14 protein-coding genes are annotated in these 16,087 nt (G+C 40.7%); 6 read left to right on the top strand and 8 right to left on the bottom strand.

Annotated elements, in window-relative coordinates:
• The first annotated feature begins 80 nt into the window (after positions 1-80).
• Together DCO44_RS05960 and DCO44_RS05955 are read left to right on the top strand one after the other, a co-directional pair.
• Positions 81-1,118: a type IV pilus twitching motility protein PilT gene (locus tag DCO44_RS05960; protein WP_116760006.1), complete on the top strand. Its 1,038-nt coding sequence runs from the start codon at positions 81-83 to the stop codon at positions 1,116-1,118.
• A gap of 29 nt (positions 1,119-1,147) precedes the next feature.
• Positions 1,148-2,266: a PilT/PilU family type 4a pilus ATPase gene (locus DCO44_RS05955; RefSeq protein WP_116760004.1), complete on the top strand. Its 1,119-nt coding sequence runs from the start codon at positions 1,148-1,150 to the stop codon at positions 2,264-2,266.
• A gap of 134 nt (positions 2,267-2,400) precedes the next feature.
• On the opposite strand, the gene omp38 is transcribed toward DCO44_RS05955, so the two are convergent.
• Complete coding sequence (omp38, locus tag DCO44_RS05950; RefSeq protein ID WP_116760002.1) at positions 2,401-3,417, bottom strand: outer membrane protein Omp38; 1,017 nt, start codon at positions 3,415-3,417, stop codon at positions 2,401-2,403.
• Between the two features lie 377 nt (positions 3,418-3,794).
• Between omp38 and DCO44_RS05945 the strand changes: the two genes are divergently transcribed.
• From DCO44_RS05945 to DCO44_RS05935, 3 genes are all read left to right on the top strand, one after another.
• Complete coding sequence (locus DCO44_RS05945) at positions 3,795-4,313, top strand: GspH/FimT family pseudopilin (protein ID WP_116760000.1); 519 nt, start codon at positions 3,795-3,797, stop codon at positions 4,311-4,313.
• Positions 4,314-4,414: 101 nt separating this feature from the next.
• Entirely contained in the window at positions 4,415-5,590 is a 1,176-nt protein-coding gene (locus DCO44_RS05940; RefSeq protein ID WP_116759998.1) for a thiolase family protein, read from the top strand.
• A gap of 142 nt (positions 5,591-5,732) precedes the next feature.
• Positions 5,733-6,179 carry a VOC family protein gene (locus DCO44_RS05935; protein WP_116759996.1) on the top strand — a complete coding sequence of 149 codons (447 nt, stop codon included), beginning with the start codon at positions 5,733-5,735 and terminating at the stop codon, positions 6,177-6,179.
• 95 nt (positions 6,180-6,274) lie between these two features.
• Here the strand turns inward: DCO44_RS05935 and DCO44_RS05930 are convergent, their stop codons facing one another.
• The 5 genes from DCO44_RS05930 to DCO44_RS05910 all read right to left on the bottom strand — a co-directional run bounded on the left by DCO44_RS05930 (position 6,275) and on the right by DCO44_RS05910 (position 13,690).
• Positions 6,275-6,760 (bottom strand): DUF934 domain-containing protein, encoded by a 486-nt coding sequence (locus DCO44_RS05930; protein ID WP_116759994.1) that lies wholly within the window; start codon positions 6,758-6,760, stop codon positions 6,275-6,277.
• Positions 6,753-8,396 (bottom strand): nitrite/sulfite reductase, encoded by a 1,644-nt coding sequence (locus DCO44_RS05925; protein ID WP_116759992.1) that lies wholly within the window; start codon positions 8,394-8,396, stop codon positions 6,753-6,755. Before DCO44_RS05925 ends, DCO44_RS05930 begins: the two co-directional genes overlap by 8 nt.
• Before the next feature lie 286 nt (positions 8,397-8,682).
• Positions 8,683-11,073, bottom strand: a complete 2,391-nt coding sequence (locus tag DCO44_RS05920) for a glucose/quinate/shikimate family membrane-bound PQQ-dependent dehydrogenase (protein ID WP_116759990.1) — start codon at positions 11,071-11,073, stop codon at positions 8,683-8,685.
• Positions 11,074-11,204: 131 nt separating this feature from the next.
• On the bottom strand, positions 11,205-12,446 hold the full coding sequence (locus DCO44_RS05915; RefSeq protein WP_116759988.1) for a carbohydrate porin: 1,242 nt from the start codon (positions 12,444-12,446) through the stop codon (positions 11,205-11,207).
• 125 nt (positions 12,447-12,571) lie between these two features.
• Positions 12,572-13,690 (bottom strand): CaiB/BaiF CoA transferase family protein, encoded by a 1,119-nt coding sequence (locus DCO44_RS05910; protein ID WP_116759986.1) that lies wholly within the window; start codon positions 13,688-13,690, stop codon positions 12,572-12,574.
• Positions 13,691-13,900: 210 nt separating this feature from the next.
• Here DCO44_RS05910 and DCO44_RS05905 point away from each other — a divergent pair, with 210 nt between their 5' ends.
• Entirely contained in the window at positions 13,901-14,911 is a 1,011-nt protein-coding gene (locus DCO44_RS05905) for an AraC family transcriptional regulator (protein WP_116759984.1), read from the top strand.
• A 37-nt stretch (positions 14,912-14,948) separates the two neighbouring features.
• On the opposite strand, the gene DCO44_RS05900 is transcribed toward DCO44_RS05905, so the two are convergent.
• Complete coding sequence (locus DCO44_RS05900) at positions 14,949-15,380, bottom strand: NUDIX hydrolase (RefSeq protein WP_116759982.1); 432 nt, start codon at positions 15,378-15,380, stop codon at positions 14,949-14,951.
• Complete coding sequence (locus DCO44_RS05895; protein WP_116759980.1) at positions 15,380-15,919, bottom strand: AAA family ATPase; 540 nt, start codon at positions 15,917-15,919, stop codon at positions 15,380-15,382. Before DCO44_RS05895 ends, DCO44_RS05900 begins: the two co-directional genes overlap by 1 nt.
• Positions 15,920-16,087 lie beyond the last annotated feature (168 nt).

The raw sequence follows: 16,087 nt of genomic DNA, 5'->3' as shown, positions 1-16,087 counted from the left end.
ACTCTAACTGTTGGTTAAGTGGCAGGAAAGCCTTATTATTCTATCAAAATAATTAAGATTTATATGATCTCGGGGAATTCATGGACATTACAGAATTATTGGCTTTTTCTGCAAAAAACGGGGCTTCTGACTTACACTTATCTGCGGGTATGCCACCAATGATTCGCGTAGATGGTGAAGTACGTCGCATTAACTTACCAGCTTTAGAACATAAAGAAGTACACAAACTGGTGTACGACATTATGAATGACAAACAACGTCGTGACTTTGAAGAACAATTGGAAACTGACTTTTCCTTCGAAGTTCCAAGCATCGCACGTTTCCGTGTAAACGCATTTAACCAAAACCGCGGCGCTGGCGCAGTATTCCGTACCATTCCTTCAAAAGTTCTTACCATGGATGACTTGGGATTAGGACAAACATTTAAAGAGCTTTGTGACTTACCACGTGGTTTAGTTTTAGTCACGGGCCCAACGGGTTCTGGTAAATCGACCACGTTAGCAGCAATGATTGACTATATTAACGACAAGCGTTATGACCACATTTTAACCGTCGAAGATCCAATCGAATTTGTACACCAATCAAAAAAATGCCTGATTAATCAACGTGAAGTACATCGTGATACGCATGGCTTTAACGAAGCATTACGTTCTGCACTACGTGAAGATCCAGACATTATTTTGGTTGGTGAGATGCGTGACCTTGAAACCATTCGCCTAGCCCTGACCGCTGCAGAAACAGGTCACTTGGTTTTCGGTACACTGCATACCACTTCTGCGGCCAAAACCATTGACCGTGTAATTGATGTATTCCCCGCTGAAGAAAAAGATATGGTTCGTGCCATGCTTTCTGAATCATTACAAGCAGTTATCTCACAAACACTCTTAAAGAAAAATGGTGGTGGCCGTGTCGCCGCGCATGAAATCATGATTGGTATTCCTGCTATTCGTAACCTAATTCGTGAGAACAAAGTTGCGCAAATGTACTCTGCGATCCAAACAGGTGCTAACTATGGTATGTCTACCTTAGACCAAAGCCTTAAAACGCTGGTCTCTAAAGGTATCATTAGTCCACAAACAGCACGTACTGTTGCCAAACAACCAGAATCATTCTTATAAGAATATCAAAACGGAATTAGGATAAGGTTATGGACTTTAACGACTTACTCAATCTCATGATTCAACAAAAAGCATCTGACCTTTTCGTCACAGCTGACGTTGAACCATCCATGAAAATTAATGGTCAAATTGTTCCTGTTGCGAAAACCAAGTTAACAGGTGAAATTGTTGGTCAGCTCTTAAATTCGATTATGAGCGATAAACAACGCAAAGAATTCGCTGAAACACGCGAATGCAACTTTGCGATTATGAATCGTGATAAAACAGCACGTTTCCGTGTCAGTGCTTTTCAACAACGCGACCAACCTGGCATGGTGTTACGTCGTATTGAAACCAAAATTCCAACGATGGATGAACTCAAGCTTCCTCCAGTACTCAAAGATTTAGCCATGACCAAACGTGGCATCATTATCTTTGTTGGTGCAACAGGTACTGGTAAATCAACATCATTGGCTTCAATTATTGGTTTTCGTAATCACAATTCGAAAGGTCATATCATTACCATTGAAGACCCGATCGAATTTATTCACGAACATGCGGGGTGTATTATCACTCAACGTGAAGTGGGTATCGATACTGATTCCTTTGAAATTGCATTGAAGAATACTTTGCGTCAAGCACCCGATGTGATTCTAATTGGTGAGATTCGTTCACGTGAGACCATGGACTATGCGATTGCCTTCGCAGAAACAGGACATTTAGTTTTTGCAACACTGCATGCCAACAACGCCAACCAAGCCATTGACCGTATTATCCACTTCTTTGAAGCGGACCGACACAGTCAACTGTTTATGGATTTATCTTTAAACCTAAAAGCCATGGTTGCACAGCAACTTATTCCAACCCCAGATGGTAATTCACGTCGCGCTGCAATTGAGATTTTAATTAATTCACCATTAATTTCTGATTTAATCCGCAAGGGTGATATTCATGAAATTAAAGATTTAATGAAGCGTTCACGTGAACTCGGTATGCAAACCTTTGACCAAGCACTTTATGATTTGTATAAAGCCAAGCAAATCACCTATAAAGATGCACTGAAACACGCCGATTCACCAAATGATTTACGCTTACAAATCAAACTCTCTGAAGAGGGAGCTGATCGCTTAATGAATGCAAGCTCACATATTACCTTTGATGGTCAGTAAATAGATACAGATTCAAGATTGAAGAAAAACGAGCCTATTGGCTCGTTTTTTAATGCAAAATAAAGCATTTATTTTTTTATAGCAAAGAAAAAGCAGCCTTAAGGCTGCTTTCTCAAATCAAAATCAATAATTAATTATTGAGCTTGACCAGGTTGTACTGTAACAGTACGGCTACCAGTGATTGTCGCGAATACGCGACGGTTCATAGCACGACCTTCTTTAGTTTTGTTGTCAGCAATCGGTTGATCCCAAGCGAAACCTTGAGTAGACAAACGAGATGCATCTACATTGTATTCATTTACAAGAGCAGATTTAACAGAGTTAGCACGAGCTAAAGATAAACGTTCGTTCAATGCACGTGGACCAGTGTTATCTGTGTGACCTTCGATGCGAGCAGTAGCGTTTGGATATTCAACTAACTTCTCAGCAACTTTAGCAATTTCTGGCTTGTATTGATCTTTGATGTTTGATTTATTCGTATCAAAGAATACACGAAGTTCCATGTTAAGATCTTCAGTCAATTGCTCAGGAACTGGCTCAACTGGAGTAACTGGTTCAACTTCTACTACTGGTGCAGCAGGTTTCAAGTGACCACCAAGAACAACGTTAAGACCAGCTAAAGCTGTGTAGTTCCAGAACTTTTCATCAAAGTCATAAGTACCACGAGCTTCAGTACGAAGAGACAATGCGTCGTTTAAGCGCCAGAAAGCACCTAGACCAGCATTACCAATCGTGTCTTCTTTGTCTGCATAAATGCCATCAAAGTCAGTTTTAGTCTGACCAGCACCTAAAAGTACGTATGGCTTGATTTTGCTGTCATAGTTTTTAGTGAACAAATCAGAAGTAGCATAGAAGTTACCAGCTACAGTACGTTGTTTGTATTCAGCACCCTGTACGCCAGTACCGTCAAGATCACCCTTAACTTGGTTATATTCAGCTTCAAAGCCTAACCATGGAGTTAACTCAACACCTAATGCAGCACCAACGAACATATCGTCTTGTAATTCTGCATGGCTAGTTAGTTTGTCATTATTATGCTCAGAATCCTGCCAAGTATAACCGAGCATTAAAGGAGTAATGGTTACACCAGCATTAGCAGCAGCTAAAGGTGCAGCAACGAGCATCGCTAAAGCAATACGACTCATTTTCATGGATTTATCCTCCAGAGATAAACAATTGTTGTTCAAGCTAAGCCTAAAATTTTAGCTATCCTGAGATAGGCTTTTTTAAATACCCCAGTTTTATTTTTAAGCTACTCACCTTGAATAATACAAACACTTAATTCGTTTGTCCAAGTGTTTGATAATTTTAATCAAGTAAATTATTGACAAAATTACTTACAATTTCAGTTGTAGTTCAGTAAATTTATAATCTCTTGCTTTTTAAGAATAGCTTATCCTCACTTGCGATTCACTATAGCATTTTCTTATTCGCTGAGAAACACATTTTTCATTATAAAATGAATAAAAAACAAGAGATTAATATTCATTATTAACTTAAAAAAATACAGGTACTTAGGTTATTTTATATGCACCTCAATAAATATATGGCTTATACATTAGTAGAACTTGCCATTACAATATTAGTTTTGTCAATACTTGTTACACTTGCTTTACCTTATTACCACGAAATGAAAGCAAACCAAGAGCGCAGAACAATTTTTAGACAAGTTGTAGGTAGTATACAACTCGCAAAACAGCATGCTGCTATACATCATACCAATGTTGTAATGTGCTCTTCACAAGACATGCAAAACTGTAAAGAAGCGATGTGGGAACAAGGTTTTATTTTATTTCTCGATTCCAATCAAAATAGACAGCTAGATTTGAATGAAACCTTAATTACCCAAGAACGTACGGACTTGTCCTACGGCACATTAAATTGGCGTGGAACCTTGCACTTCCCCAGCCTTAATTTTATGGCTGAAGATGGTCTGCCCATCGGCTCAAACGGCAGTTTCTATTACTGCTCGTCAACTGTAAAACATATGAAGATTATCCTGAATAAAATGGGTAATTCACGCAGCATTGACCTAAGCAATTGTTGAAAACCGATGAGTCAACAGCAAAAGTAACATCTAATTTCCAGTTTTCAATATACTGCATGAGATTGAACAATAACCAATTATACTCGTTCGGAGATATATCAATGACTGATATCGTGATTGTAAATGGCGCACGTACTGCAATGGGCGGTTTTCAAGGAAGTTTATCTGGTCTAACTGCACCAGAACTTGGTGCAACAACAATCAAGGAAGCGATTGCTCGTGCTGGCCTACAACCGACCGATGTAGAAGAAGTCATTATGGGCTGCGTTTTACCTGCAGGTCTGAAACAAGGTCCTGCTCGCCAAGCTATGCGTCAAGCAGGTTTACCAGATTCAACAGGTGCCGTTACAATCAATAAATTATGTGGTTCTGGCATGAAAGCAGTCATGCAAGCTGCCGATATGATTAAAGCAGGTTCTGCTGAAATTGTGGTTGCAGGTGGTATGGAGTCTATGACCAATGCACCCTATGTCTTGACCAAAGCACGTGCGGGTTACCGCATGGGTCATGGCGAAGTTAAAGATCACATGTTTCTTGATGGTTTAGAAGATGCTGAAACTGGTCGTTTAATGGGCTCATTTGCACAAGATATGGCCAATACCCGTGGCTATACACGTGAGCAAATGGACGCATTTGCAATTCGTTCATTACTACGTGCGCAAACTGCGGTCAACGAAGGTTACTTTGCAGATGAAATTGTCCCTGTGACCGTTTCAACACGTAAAGGTGATGTTGTTATCGATAAAGATGAACAACCTTTCAACGCCAACATTGAAAAAATTCCTACATTACGTCCAGCATTTGCCAAAGATGGTACCATTACTGCTGCAAATGCCAGCTCAATTTCTGATGGTGCATCAGCTTTAGTTTTAACTTCAGCGGATAATGCATCTGCAAAAGGTTTACAGCCATTGGCTAAAATCTTGGCTTATGCATCAAACTCTCAACATCCTTCTGAGTTTACGATTGCTCCTGTTGGTGCAATTGAGAAAGTGTTAAAGAAAACTGGTTGGGATGCGCAAGACGTTGATCTTTGGGAAATCAATGAAGCGTTTGCAATGGTAACCATGTGCCCAATGGATGACTTTAAACTTGATCCTGCAAAAGTGAACATTAATGGTGGTGCTTGTGCGCTAGGTCACCCAGTCGGTTCAACAGGCTCACGGATTATTTTAACGCTCATTCACGCCTTAAAACGTACTGGCGGTAAGAAAGGGATTGCAGCTTTATGTATTGGTGGCGGTGAAGCAACGGCTGTTGCGATTGAACTTCTCTAAATTTGTATATTTTACTATCACTCATTGCGAAATAAAAAATCCTCCATAATGGGGGATTTTTTATACTTACATTTTTTCATTATTCTTTTTGATCAAGACTGTTAAATTAAGACACCCAAAATAAAAAATGGAACATATAACAATGCAACTCAACCATTATCTGAATTTCCAAGGTGAAGCCGAAGCCGCATTTAACTTTTATAAATCTGTGTTCGGTGGTGAGTTTGCCATGCTAAAACGTTATGGTGATATGCCCTCTGATGAAAAATCTCAGCTCAGCGATGCCGAAAAAAATTATATTCTGCATGTTTCCTTACCAATTAATGAATTTACAATTCTGATGGCCTCCGATACCACTGAACAGTTTTGTGCAGCAAATAGCCCTTTTATCAAAGGCACCAATCACTACATTTCCATTAATTTAGAAAAGCATGAACAAGCAGAAGCACAACGTCTGTATGAAGCGCTGTCACAAAATGGGCAAATTGAAATGCCCTTGGAAAAGACCTTTTGGGGTGCACTCTATGCGGCATTTACCGATCAGTTTGGCGTGAAATGGATGGTGAATTGCCAACTTGAAGAGATGTAATGTTTCACCAAAGAACAAATGATTTTTTTGTAAAGATGGCTGTTATAAAAATAAAAAAAGCCAGATTTTATCTGGCTTTTTTAAAACTGAAGGACTTAAGCCCCAGTTTGATAGCTTGCTTGAGCAACTGCTGTAGAAGCTTGATACGGATGTCTAAAATCATTTAAACCTGCCGCTGCTTCCTGAATATCTTTACCTTCTTTAATCACAAAAGTATCGAAACCAGAACGCTTCATATAGTTTAAGACATCCTTAAACACATCACCTGTCGCACGTAATTCGCCTTGGAAACCTTGGCGACGCAACAATGCAGCAAATGAATAACCACGGCCATCGTTGAAGCCTGCAAAATCAATAAAGATCGCATCTAATTGATTTAAAGGAAATTCATTAATTTCAGGAGAAGCATCCACAGTAATGAATAATGCTTTTTTACCTGTAATATTGGTAAGTTGATCCAACTGATCAACAGTCAATACCACATCACCTTGCGGTAATACAGCATCTTCGCCAATGAATTGGTAACTATTGTCTGCCACTGTGCCATCTTTAGAGAGCACTTGAAGTGCGGTATTAAGCATAAGCACGCTCCTTGAATGGTTGAATGCCAACACGGCGGTAAGTTTCAATAAACTCTTCACCTTCTTGACGTAAATCAAGATAAGTATTCAGAATTTCTTCAATAATGTCAGGTACAACTTCTGCTGCAAATGATGGCCCTAAGATGTCACCAATTGAGGCATCATGGTCTGCATTACCACCTAAGGTAATTTGATAGAATTCAGCGCCTTTTTTATCGACACCTAAAATACCAATATTACCCACGTGGTGATGACCACAAGCATTCATACAACCTGAAATGTTCAAGTCGATATGACCCAAATTGTAAACCGTATCTAGGTCATCAAAACGACGTGAAATTGCTTCAGAAATTGGAATTGATTTCGCATTTGCCAATGAACAGAAGTCACCACCTGGGCAGCAAATAATATCGGTAATAAAACCAATATGCGCACGCGCCAAGTCGTGTTGTTCAAGGGTTTGCCACAATTCAAACAAGTCTTTTTGTGGTACATCGACCAACGAAATGTTTTGTTCATGCGTGGTACGTAATTCACCAAAGGTGTATTTGTCTGCAAGGTCTGCAATCAAATTCATTTCTTCAGTGGTCACGTCACCTGGTGCAATACCTGCTCGTTTTAGCGAAATGGTCACTACACGGTAACCTGTCACTTTATGTGCATTGGTATTAATGTTGAACCATTGTTTGAACTTCGGATATTCAGCAAATAATGCTGTGAAGTCTTCATCTGCCAATTGCTGATATGCAAATGGAGTAAATTCTTCATCAAGTTTCGCTAAAGTTTCAGCATCTACTTTTAGCGTTTGCACAGTGTGAGCAAATTCTGCTTCCACTTTTTCTGCAAACACTTGAGGCGTTAATGCTTTGACTAAAATTTTGATACGGGCTTTGTATTTGTTGTCACGGCGGCCGTGTAAATTATACACACGAAGTACCGCTTCAAGATAAGCAATCAAATCTTCACGTGGCAACCATTCTTTGATGATTGAACCAATGATTGGTGTACGACCTAGACCGCCACCCACTTTAATTTTATAACCAATCTCGCCTGCCTCATTTTTCACGATATACACACCAATATCGTGGAATGACGTTGCAGCACGATCTACTTCTTCTAAAGCAGACACCGCAATTTTGAACTTACGTGGTAAGAAGGCAAATTCTGGGTGGAAGGTTGACCATTGACGAATCAATTCACACGTTGGACGTGGATCAGCAACTTCACCCGCAACCACACCTGCATATTGGTCTGTTGTGGTGTTACGAATACAGTTACCTGAAGTTTGAATCGCATGCATCTGCACAGTTGCCAATTCGGCAAGCATGTCAGGCACATTTTCAAGTGCAGGCCAGTTAAACTGAATGTTTTGACGTGTTGACACGTGTGCATAACCACGGTCATATTCTTTCGCCAATTCCGCAACCTTGCGTAACTGCGTAGAGCTCATCAAACCATAAGGAACAGCAATACGTAACATCGGCGCATAGCGTTGTACGTATAAACCGTTTTGGAGACGTAGCGGACGGTATTCATCTTCAGTGAGTTTACCCGCTAAATAACGTTCCGTTTGGTCACGGAACTGTGCAACACGTTCATTGATCAGTTGCTGATCAAAATCAGTATATAAATACATGGCGTACAGCTAGTAGTTTCATTATAACGGCTCACAGCATAACGATATTTAAACTATCAACAAAACGCGTTTTTTACATATTTCATAGCGGTTTTATTGATAAGCCTTTTTTGTTTTTCTAAAAGATCCAATCTATAAGGCTTAAGCACTTTTTTAGCTGTTTTGGACTTTGTTCTTCTATCTATATCTTATTTATTGCTAACGCTCTAAATAGAACCATCATGTCCCAATTTAGACAGCAAAAAGCCTGACGAATCAAGCTTTTTTTTATGGAGGATGTAGTCAATTATTGCAAAGCATAGGCGACCAAATAATCCCCCATCTTGGTGCCAAAAGAACCATGCCCGCCGGCCATAATGACCACATATTGCTTACCATTGCTTTCATAGGTCATTGGTGTTGCCTGACCACCTGCGGGTAAACGCCCTTCCCACAACTGCTCGCCATTGGTGACGTTAAATGCACGAAGATAATTATCCTGCGTGCCAGCGACAAACATCACATTACCTGCGGTTGAAATTGGGCCACCCAAACCAGGTACTCCAATTTTTAAAGGTGGCAGTTGGAACAATTTCGGCAGACTGTCACGGATAGTCCCAATCCGTTTTTTCCAGACCACTTGATGGGTTTTTAAATCTACACCCGCCACATAGCCCCAAGCAGGTTGCTTACACGGTAAACCGAGCGGAGACAAGAACGCACTGATTTCCACACCATAAGGCACACCATACATTGGTTGTACCCCTTGTTCAGTCCCTGCACCTTTGGCCGTTTCTTGACGGTTCGGATCTGCGGGAATTAAGCGGCTTACAAACGGTAATCCGATTGGATTCATCACAGCAACCTGACGGTCTGCATTTACCGACATGCCACCCCATTCAAATACGCCTAAATTCCCAGGAAAGACCAACGTACCATTTTCTGAAGGTGGAGTATAAATACCGTCATAATTCAAACGATGGAAATAGACCCGACAAATTAACTGATCAAACATGGTCGCGCCCCACATGTCTTTATCTTTTAACTTATCTTGTGGTGCCAGATTTAAATCAGAAAAGGGTTGGGTTGCCGAATAGTATTCGCCTTGGGTTTGTGGCCCGCGTTTTACTGTTTGAGGGACTGCGCGCTCGTTAATAGGCACGATCGCTTTGCCTGTACGTCGGTCTAGTACAAAGACATTCCCTGTTTTGGTTAACACATAAATCGCTGGGACGGTTTTTCCAGTAGTATCTTGAATATCTGCCAAAGAAGGTTGCGCTGGTACATCCATATCCCACAAATCATGATGGGTTGTTTGAAAATGCCAAACCAACTTGCCTGTACTGGCATTGATTGCCAACATCGAATTGGCATAACGCTCTTTTAACTCAGTACGATCTCCGCCCCAAATATCGGGGGTTCCTACCCCTGTTGGTACATACACGATATCCAGTTTGGAATCATAAGCCAAAGGTGCCCACGCATTTGGAGAGTTATGTACAAAGGTCGTATTTTCGTTCGGCATGGCATTAGGATTTTGTGCCCCTGTATCAAAGACCCAAAGCAACTCACCTGTATTCACATCATAGCCACGAATGACCCCAGAAGGCTCTTTGGAAGAATAGTTATCCGTGACTGAACCCGCAATAACCACTGTTGTACCCGAAATAATCCCAGGTGATGTCGGGTTATAGCCCCCAGGATAGGCATAAGGCATAAATTTTTGTAAATTCACTTCACCTTGCTCACCAAAATCTGAGCAGACTTTGCCTGTATCAGCATTCACTGCGACTAAACGCCCATCATTCACAGGAACAATTACCTTACGTGGACACTCGGCAGAAACTGATTTTCGATTTTGCAAACTGGTCGCAAACTCGGCTGTATTATTGGCATCGTAATACATTACCCCACGACAGGTGAGATGCTGAAAAGTATGGTCGGCTTTCAATTTTGGATCAAAACGCCATTTTTCCTTGCCCGTTGCTGGATCCAAGGCAATTAACCATTGGTGAGTGGTACACATATATAAGTTATTGCCCACTTTAATCGGGGTCACCTGATTGGTGGTTTCTCCCGAATCTTTATCTGTTTTGACATCACCTGTGCGGAATGTCCAAGCCACTTTCAGATTTTTAACATTTTGATCATTAATCTGTGTCAAAGGTGAATAACGCACCCCGCCCTGAGTACGTCCATAAGCGGGCCAGTCTTGTTCTGCCACCCCCTCAATGGCTTGAGCCGATGCAGGTTGTGGTTGTTGAATGACGCCATTAATTTCTTGGGGATCGTTGAAAATCGCGTAGACCATAACTGCAATAGCAATCAACAACGTGCCCGAAAGGGCGATTTTGCTGCCTTGGACTTGACTCATATTGCGCGTGACTGCAGGAATGAGTAACCATAAACCCAATACCCCCAAAATATCCAAACGAGGTGCGAGAGCCCAAAAATCAGTTCCAACCTCCCATAAACTCCAGAGTATGGTTGCTAGCATTAAGAAACTGTACACCCATAAAAAGGAACCTTGCCCCCTTTTAAGTAAAAAGGCTGATGCCAAAATTAGCAGACCAGCAATCACATAATAGATTGAACCACCGAGTAGAATGAGCCATCCCCCCCCAATCAACAGATAGGCAGCAATTAAAAGCATCACAATAACGGTAAAGGTTCGCATCGTATTTGATGGGTTACTCATTCCATTCACCTCATTCACTTTATTATTTATCGCTAGCCCAGTAAAAACAGCTAGATTATTTTGTCGTTTGTTTCGCTATTCTTATTCGCATTTAAATCATTGATCTAGGAAAGATGGTTTCTCTAACATCGTTAAAATGCGGTTTGAAACTTAATCCCACCGACCCAAACATTTTCTCCATTTTTATCCGCACCCACATGTCGGATATATTGAAGATTTGGACGGATCGTTAACCAATTGGTGGCATGTACCCCGTAATACAGTTCGGTATTGTATTCTTCATCTTGCCCCGTATTTAAGTCATCATTTAGATGGATTCGGGCAAATCCCAAGGCAATTTCATCTTGCGGGCGCATATCCAACACACCTGTATAGATCAAACCAATATTTTGCATAGTGTCGACATTGTTGGTTTTATCATCATGCACAGTCAGGTTTATAAATCCTGTAAGTCCGCGCTGCGGATCTTGAGCGTGTTGCAACAATTGTTGTTTTGCCACAATCCACATGCCTTGCTTATGTGATGTTGCACTGGGATTTTGAATTTCAATGGCATCCGCGCTGCTGTAGTAATAGCCCAGTCGATATTCACCTGTTTTGCCTTGCATACCAATTTTCGGCTGCCAGACCATCTCTATAGGTACAATGACGCCATCGGCACCCGAAGTACTTAAATTAAAGCCCTGACTACGCTTTAAGTTCTCAGGGTTATATTCATATACCCCAATTTGGCTAAAGACTTCAGGGGAAAATTGATATTTCAGTCTGGCTGCCCATTGACTGACGGGCCAATTAAACCATTGATCCCCCACCCAATTGCCAACTTGAGAGCCACATAAAGCCAAGTTCTGAAAATCACAATCAAAACTATTAAAATCTTCCCCTTCACCAAAACGTCCGACTTTAAGATCTAACTGTTGATTGAGAAATTTTTTCTTAATCCAAAAATTGGTCAAACGCCACGTTTGCCCACGTCCCCATACTTCTTGGGTTGAACTTAAATGCCCATTTAAGGCATCCGACGTTTGTGATAAAGAATGTCCATTCCGTTCAGTAATAATAATTTGTGCTTCAGTGTCTTGCCATCCCAGTATTTTGTCTAAGTCGAAATGACTCCCCAACACGAACTGATCGGCATATTCAGTACCGTGACTCGAATGCTTTTTCGCGTCCAGTAAAGTTGCCATTTCTCCTGTATAGCCCAAATTAAAGCGATAACCCTTGGTTTCTAATTCAGTTCGAGTGCCATTCCAATCTCCAAACATCCAAGGACTGTCGACAGCAAAAGCCGACTGGGCATACGTCCATGAATTTACACTCAAACCCATTAAACACAACGTGAGCAATCCCCTTGAGATTCGGAGCTTTTGCATACCTGCAACCTTTTATAATTTTTTTATTCCTATCAGGTTACGCCTGTTTTTTATGGTTAAAATATAATCTTTTTGTCGTTTTTTGTTAAGCTACTGATATAGAGTAAAATTTACAAAAGTACAGGCTACCAAGTGCCTGTACCTAATACTTGCCCCATAAAGTCATAGCGCATTGCTGAACGAGAAAATTTGATTGGGCATGCCAACTGCGCTTGGGTTTCGGTGGAATGTTCATGCAGTGGAACGTGGACTACCCAATGCCGTTGTTGCGCCAAATCTGAATGCAAAGCTTCATCTAACTTTAAAACAGGTTCTACACAGACATCTTGGGTCGAAAACAGTTGCTGCCACTCTAACAAGGAACGGGTTTTAATTTTTTCCTGTAGAGCATGTTTGACCTTAAGGCAATCTTCCGACTGTAGTGAAGCACCTTTCTCTAATAAAACTGGCAATTCTAACAACCGAGCCAAACCCGACATAAATTGTGGCTCTAAACTGCCAATTGAAAGATAACGCCCATCTTGTGTTTCATAGTAATCATAGAAGCTAGCACCATTTAAAATGCCTGATTCTGGCTGCGGGGTGATATTTCCTGCCAATGCGGCGGCGGCGGCCATACTGTTTAACGCCACAACACAATCGGTCATGGAAATATCAATATACTGCCCTTTTCCACTTTGAGTACGCTCAATCACAGCCGTTAAAATGCCAATCACCGCATGTAAAGAACCACCTGCAATGTCCGCGACTTGAATACCTAAAGGTGGTGGTCCACTCTGGGTACGACCACTATGCCCCGCAATCCCCGATAAGGCTAAATAGTTAATATCATGCCCTGCCTTATCTTTATAACTCCCCGTTTGACCATAGCCTGTAATCGAGCAATAAATCAATCGCGGATTAATTTCCGCTAAAGTGGCATAGTCCAATCCCAGTCGTTGCATGACACCCGGGCGAAATTGCTCTACGACAATATCGTATTGGCTAATCTTTTCCTTAATCGCAGCGATGTTTTGTGGGTCTTTTAAATCCAGAGCTACGGATTGTTTATTTCGGTTCAAATAAAGATGTGCAGTCGCCTGCCCATGTGCATAAGGTGGAAAAAGACGAATCAAATCTGGGCGCGTGGGTGATTCAACATGAATCACTTCTGCCCCCAAATCTGCTAAATATAAAGTGGCAAATGGACCGGGTAATAATGTTGAAAAATCCAGTACTTTCAATCCCTGTAAAGCATGTTGCATGTTCTTTTTACTCTTGGACTATTGTATTTTCATGTATCTTAGAAATATAAAATCAACAAAACAATGTCATGTTCAGCCATTTACCTTGATCATTTCGGCAATTTACCATGTAGAAAGGCAAATTTACCTATTGTAAATTGCCTATAAAAACTTTTTTAGCGTCATTTAGGTCATACGCAAGTGAATACAAAAGAGACTGAAGGATTAAACATGAGCCGCGATACAATCAGTATCCATTTTGTCAATGCGGCTTTGACTGGCGTAAAACGCCTCGGCATGGATGTCGAAACCTTACTTTCGCACGTCGGAATTGAAGCCGAACTGCTACGTCAGCCTAAAGCTCGAATTTCTCCAGAACAATACACACGTTTTGTGAAAATGTTATGGATGGTGACTCAAGATGAACATATTGGTTTCGATACCCAACCTCGTCGTTTGGGCACCTTTGCCATTATGTGCCAACTGATCATCCACGCAAAAACCTTAGGTGATGCACTTGAATTATCGACGCAATTTTATAAATTGTTCGGCGATGAATGGTGTGTTTCTTTAGAACGTGATAAGCATGAAGCCCGCTTAGTTCCACTCATTCCAATTGGAATGGACCCAAATCATTTTATTACTGAAAGCATGTTAATGATTTGGCACGGTTTAGCCTCTTGGCTCATTGAACGTCGCCTACCTTTAGAGCGCGTACATTTTGGCTACCCGCGCCCTGCCCATGCAGATGAATATGATGCCCTGTTTTTCGCTCCTGTGATGCAGTTTGATATGCCACGTACCGAAATCACCTTTGCGGCAGATTATTTAGACTTACCAATTCGTCAAAATGAAGAAACCTTAGAAGAATTCTTAAAAGCAGCGCCTGCACAGCTATTGGTTAAATTTAAAAACACCAATTCTCTCACCTCTCGTATTCGTGAAGTGTTGAAGAGTCAAATTGGTGAAGAAATGCCAACGCTGAATGATGTAGCGTCAATGTTATATCTTTCGCCGCAAACTTTACGTCGTCGTTTAGCTGCAGAAGGTAAAAGCTATCAAGGTGTGAAAGATGCCTTACGTCGTGATGCCGCGATTCACTTGTTACTCAATCCAAATTTAACTTTGGAAGATGTCGCACAGCAGGTTGGTTTCAGTGAAACCAGTACTTTCCACCGCGCATTTAAGAAATGGACGGGCGTAACCCCAGGTTTATACCGTCAATTACATGGTTATCTTTAAGCCATAATTTTTTGAATAGACAGCTTATATAAGCTGTCTATTTTTTAAACAACCACTGCGCTATGCCCTTGGGATAAACAGGATACTGACCTGACACCAATAACTGTGTATTAACCCACTCAGCGATATAAGTTGAACCATTTGTCTCGCACCCCTTTATTTCTACTTGGCTATACAAAGTTTCATCAAAAAATTCAGCCTCATAAACAAAAACGATTTCATGCCCTGCTTGACCATCAAAAGTAAATAAATTTTCAAGAACACCTAACAGTTTTGTATGAATAATCTGCTGATTTATTTCCTCTAAAACTTCTCGTTTAACTGCTTCTAAGGACGTTTCTCCAAATTCAATAGTGCCTCCCATCGGTCTCAAATAATTTTCATTTTTGCTGGGGTCATGTCCATGAGAAAGCAAAACTTTATCTTGATATCGAAAAATACAAAGCGCCTTTGCTGGAATATGCATCATTATATGCTCTTAATTTTCTGTAAAAATTCTGCTGCTTGTTTCGGTGAAGTTAAACGAATAAATTGAATATGTTGATAAGCGGGATTCTGCATTAAGTCGAAATATTTCTTACGATTTTTAGGATACGATTTGATAAGCCAGATAAAAATAGATTCTTTGGACAGCATCAATTTTAAACTTTCCCTATTATTTGAGTTTTCCCATAACTTTTTCCGGCTAATCACGCGTCCAAATGTACGCTCGCTCAAACGGTATAAATTGATGTGAAAGGGATAATCTAGCCAGATGACAGTATCTACCTTTTCCATAATCATTGGGATAGTACGGGTATAAAGCCCATCAATGATCCACCCTGTCGCAGCATTTTCCATAGCGATTTTTAGCTTCAAAAATAAAGCGTCATTTGGCGATTCCTTCCAGTCATCCAACCAAAGTAAATCATCCAGCTCTATATAATGTATTTGTCGTTCTTTAGCTATTTTTTGTGCAAACGTCGATTTGCCTGAGCCAGTCGTACCAATAATATTAATAAATTTCATTTAAATAGATTATTTTTTATGGTTGCATAGTTTACTGATCAAGCTCCACCTTGATCAAGTTCATATTTCCACACATCAATTGACCAAAATGATCATGCTGCCTATGCCAGTCTTGTCATTGCACTCGCTATTAAAACCAGTACACTCAAAACACAAATAAATTTTAAG

The sequence above is a fragment of the Acinetobacter sp. AM genome, assembly GCF_003105055.1.
Classification (GTDB): Bacteria; Pseudomonadota; Gammaproteobacteria; order Pseudomonadales; family Moraxellaceae; genus Acinetobacter; species Acinetobacter tibetensis.
Note: the sequence above shows the minus strand (reverse complement) of the source record. Positions and strands in the feature narration are given on the sequence as shown.

What these genes read in the sequence shown, in the direction of transcription:
- DCO44_RS05920 (WP_116759990.1), bottom strand. Translation starts at nt 11,073, where the DNA reads ATGAGTAACCCATCAAATACGATGCGAACCTTTACCGTTATTGTGATG.
- DCO44_RS05895 (WP_116759980.1), bottom strand. Translation starts at nt 15,919, where the DNA reads ATGAAATTTATTAATATTATTGGTACGACTGGCTCAGGCAAATCGACG.
- DCO44_RS05930 (WP_116759994.1), bottom strand. Translation starts at nt 6,760, where the DNA reads ATGCTTAATACCGCACTTCAAGTGCTCTCTAAAGATGGCACAGTGGCA.
- DCO44_RS05925 (WP_116759992.1), bottom strand. Translation starts at nt 8,396, where the DNA reads ATGTATTTATATACTGATTTTGATCAGCAACTGATCAATGAACGTGTT.
- DCO44_RS05935 (WP_116759996.1), top strand. Translation starts at nt 5,733, where the DNA reads ATGCAACTCAACCATTATCTGAATTTCCAAGGTGAAGCCGAAGCCGCA.
- DCO44_RS05915 (WP_116759988.1), bottom strand. Translation starts at nt 12,446, where the DNA reads ATGCAAAAGCTCCGAATCTCAAGGGGATTGCTCACGTTGTGTTTAATG.
- DCO44_RS05960 (WP_116760006.1), top strand. Translation starts at nt 81, where the DNA reads ATGGACATTACAGAATTATTGGCTTTTTCTGCAAAAAACGGGGCTTCT.
- omp38 (WP_116760002.1), bottom strand. Translation starts at nt 3,417, where the DNA reads ATGAAAATGAGTCGTATTGCTTTAGCGATGCTCGTTGCTGCACCTTTA.
- DCO44_RS05910 (WP_116759986.1), bottom strand. Translation starts at nt 13,690, where the DNA reads ATGCAACATGCTTTACAGGGATTGAAAGTACTGGATTTTTCAACATTA.
- DCO44_RS05900 (WP_116759982.1), bottom strand. Translation starts at nt 15,380, where the DNA reads ATGATGCATATTCCAGCAAAGGCGCTTTGTATTTTTCGATATCAAGAT.
- DCO44_RS05955 (WP_116760004.1), top strand. Translation starts at nt 1,148, where the DNA reads ATGGACTTTAACGACTTACTCAATCTCATGATTCAACAAAAAGCATCT.
- DCO44_RS05945 (WP_116760000.1), top strand. Translation starts at nt 3,795, where the DNA reads ATGCACCTCAATAAATATATGGCTTATACATTAGTAGAACTTGCCATT.
- DCO44_RS05905 (WP_116759984.1), top strand. Translation starts at nt 13,901, where the DNA reads ATGAGCCGCGATACAATCAGTATCCATTTTGTCAATGCGGCTTTGACT.
- DCO44_RS05940 (WP_116759998.1), top strand. Translation starts at nt 4,415, where the DNA reads ATGACTGATATCGTGATTGTAAATGGCGCACGTACTGCAATGGGCGGT.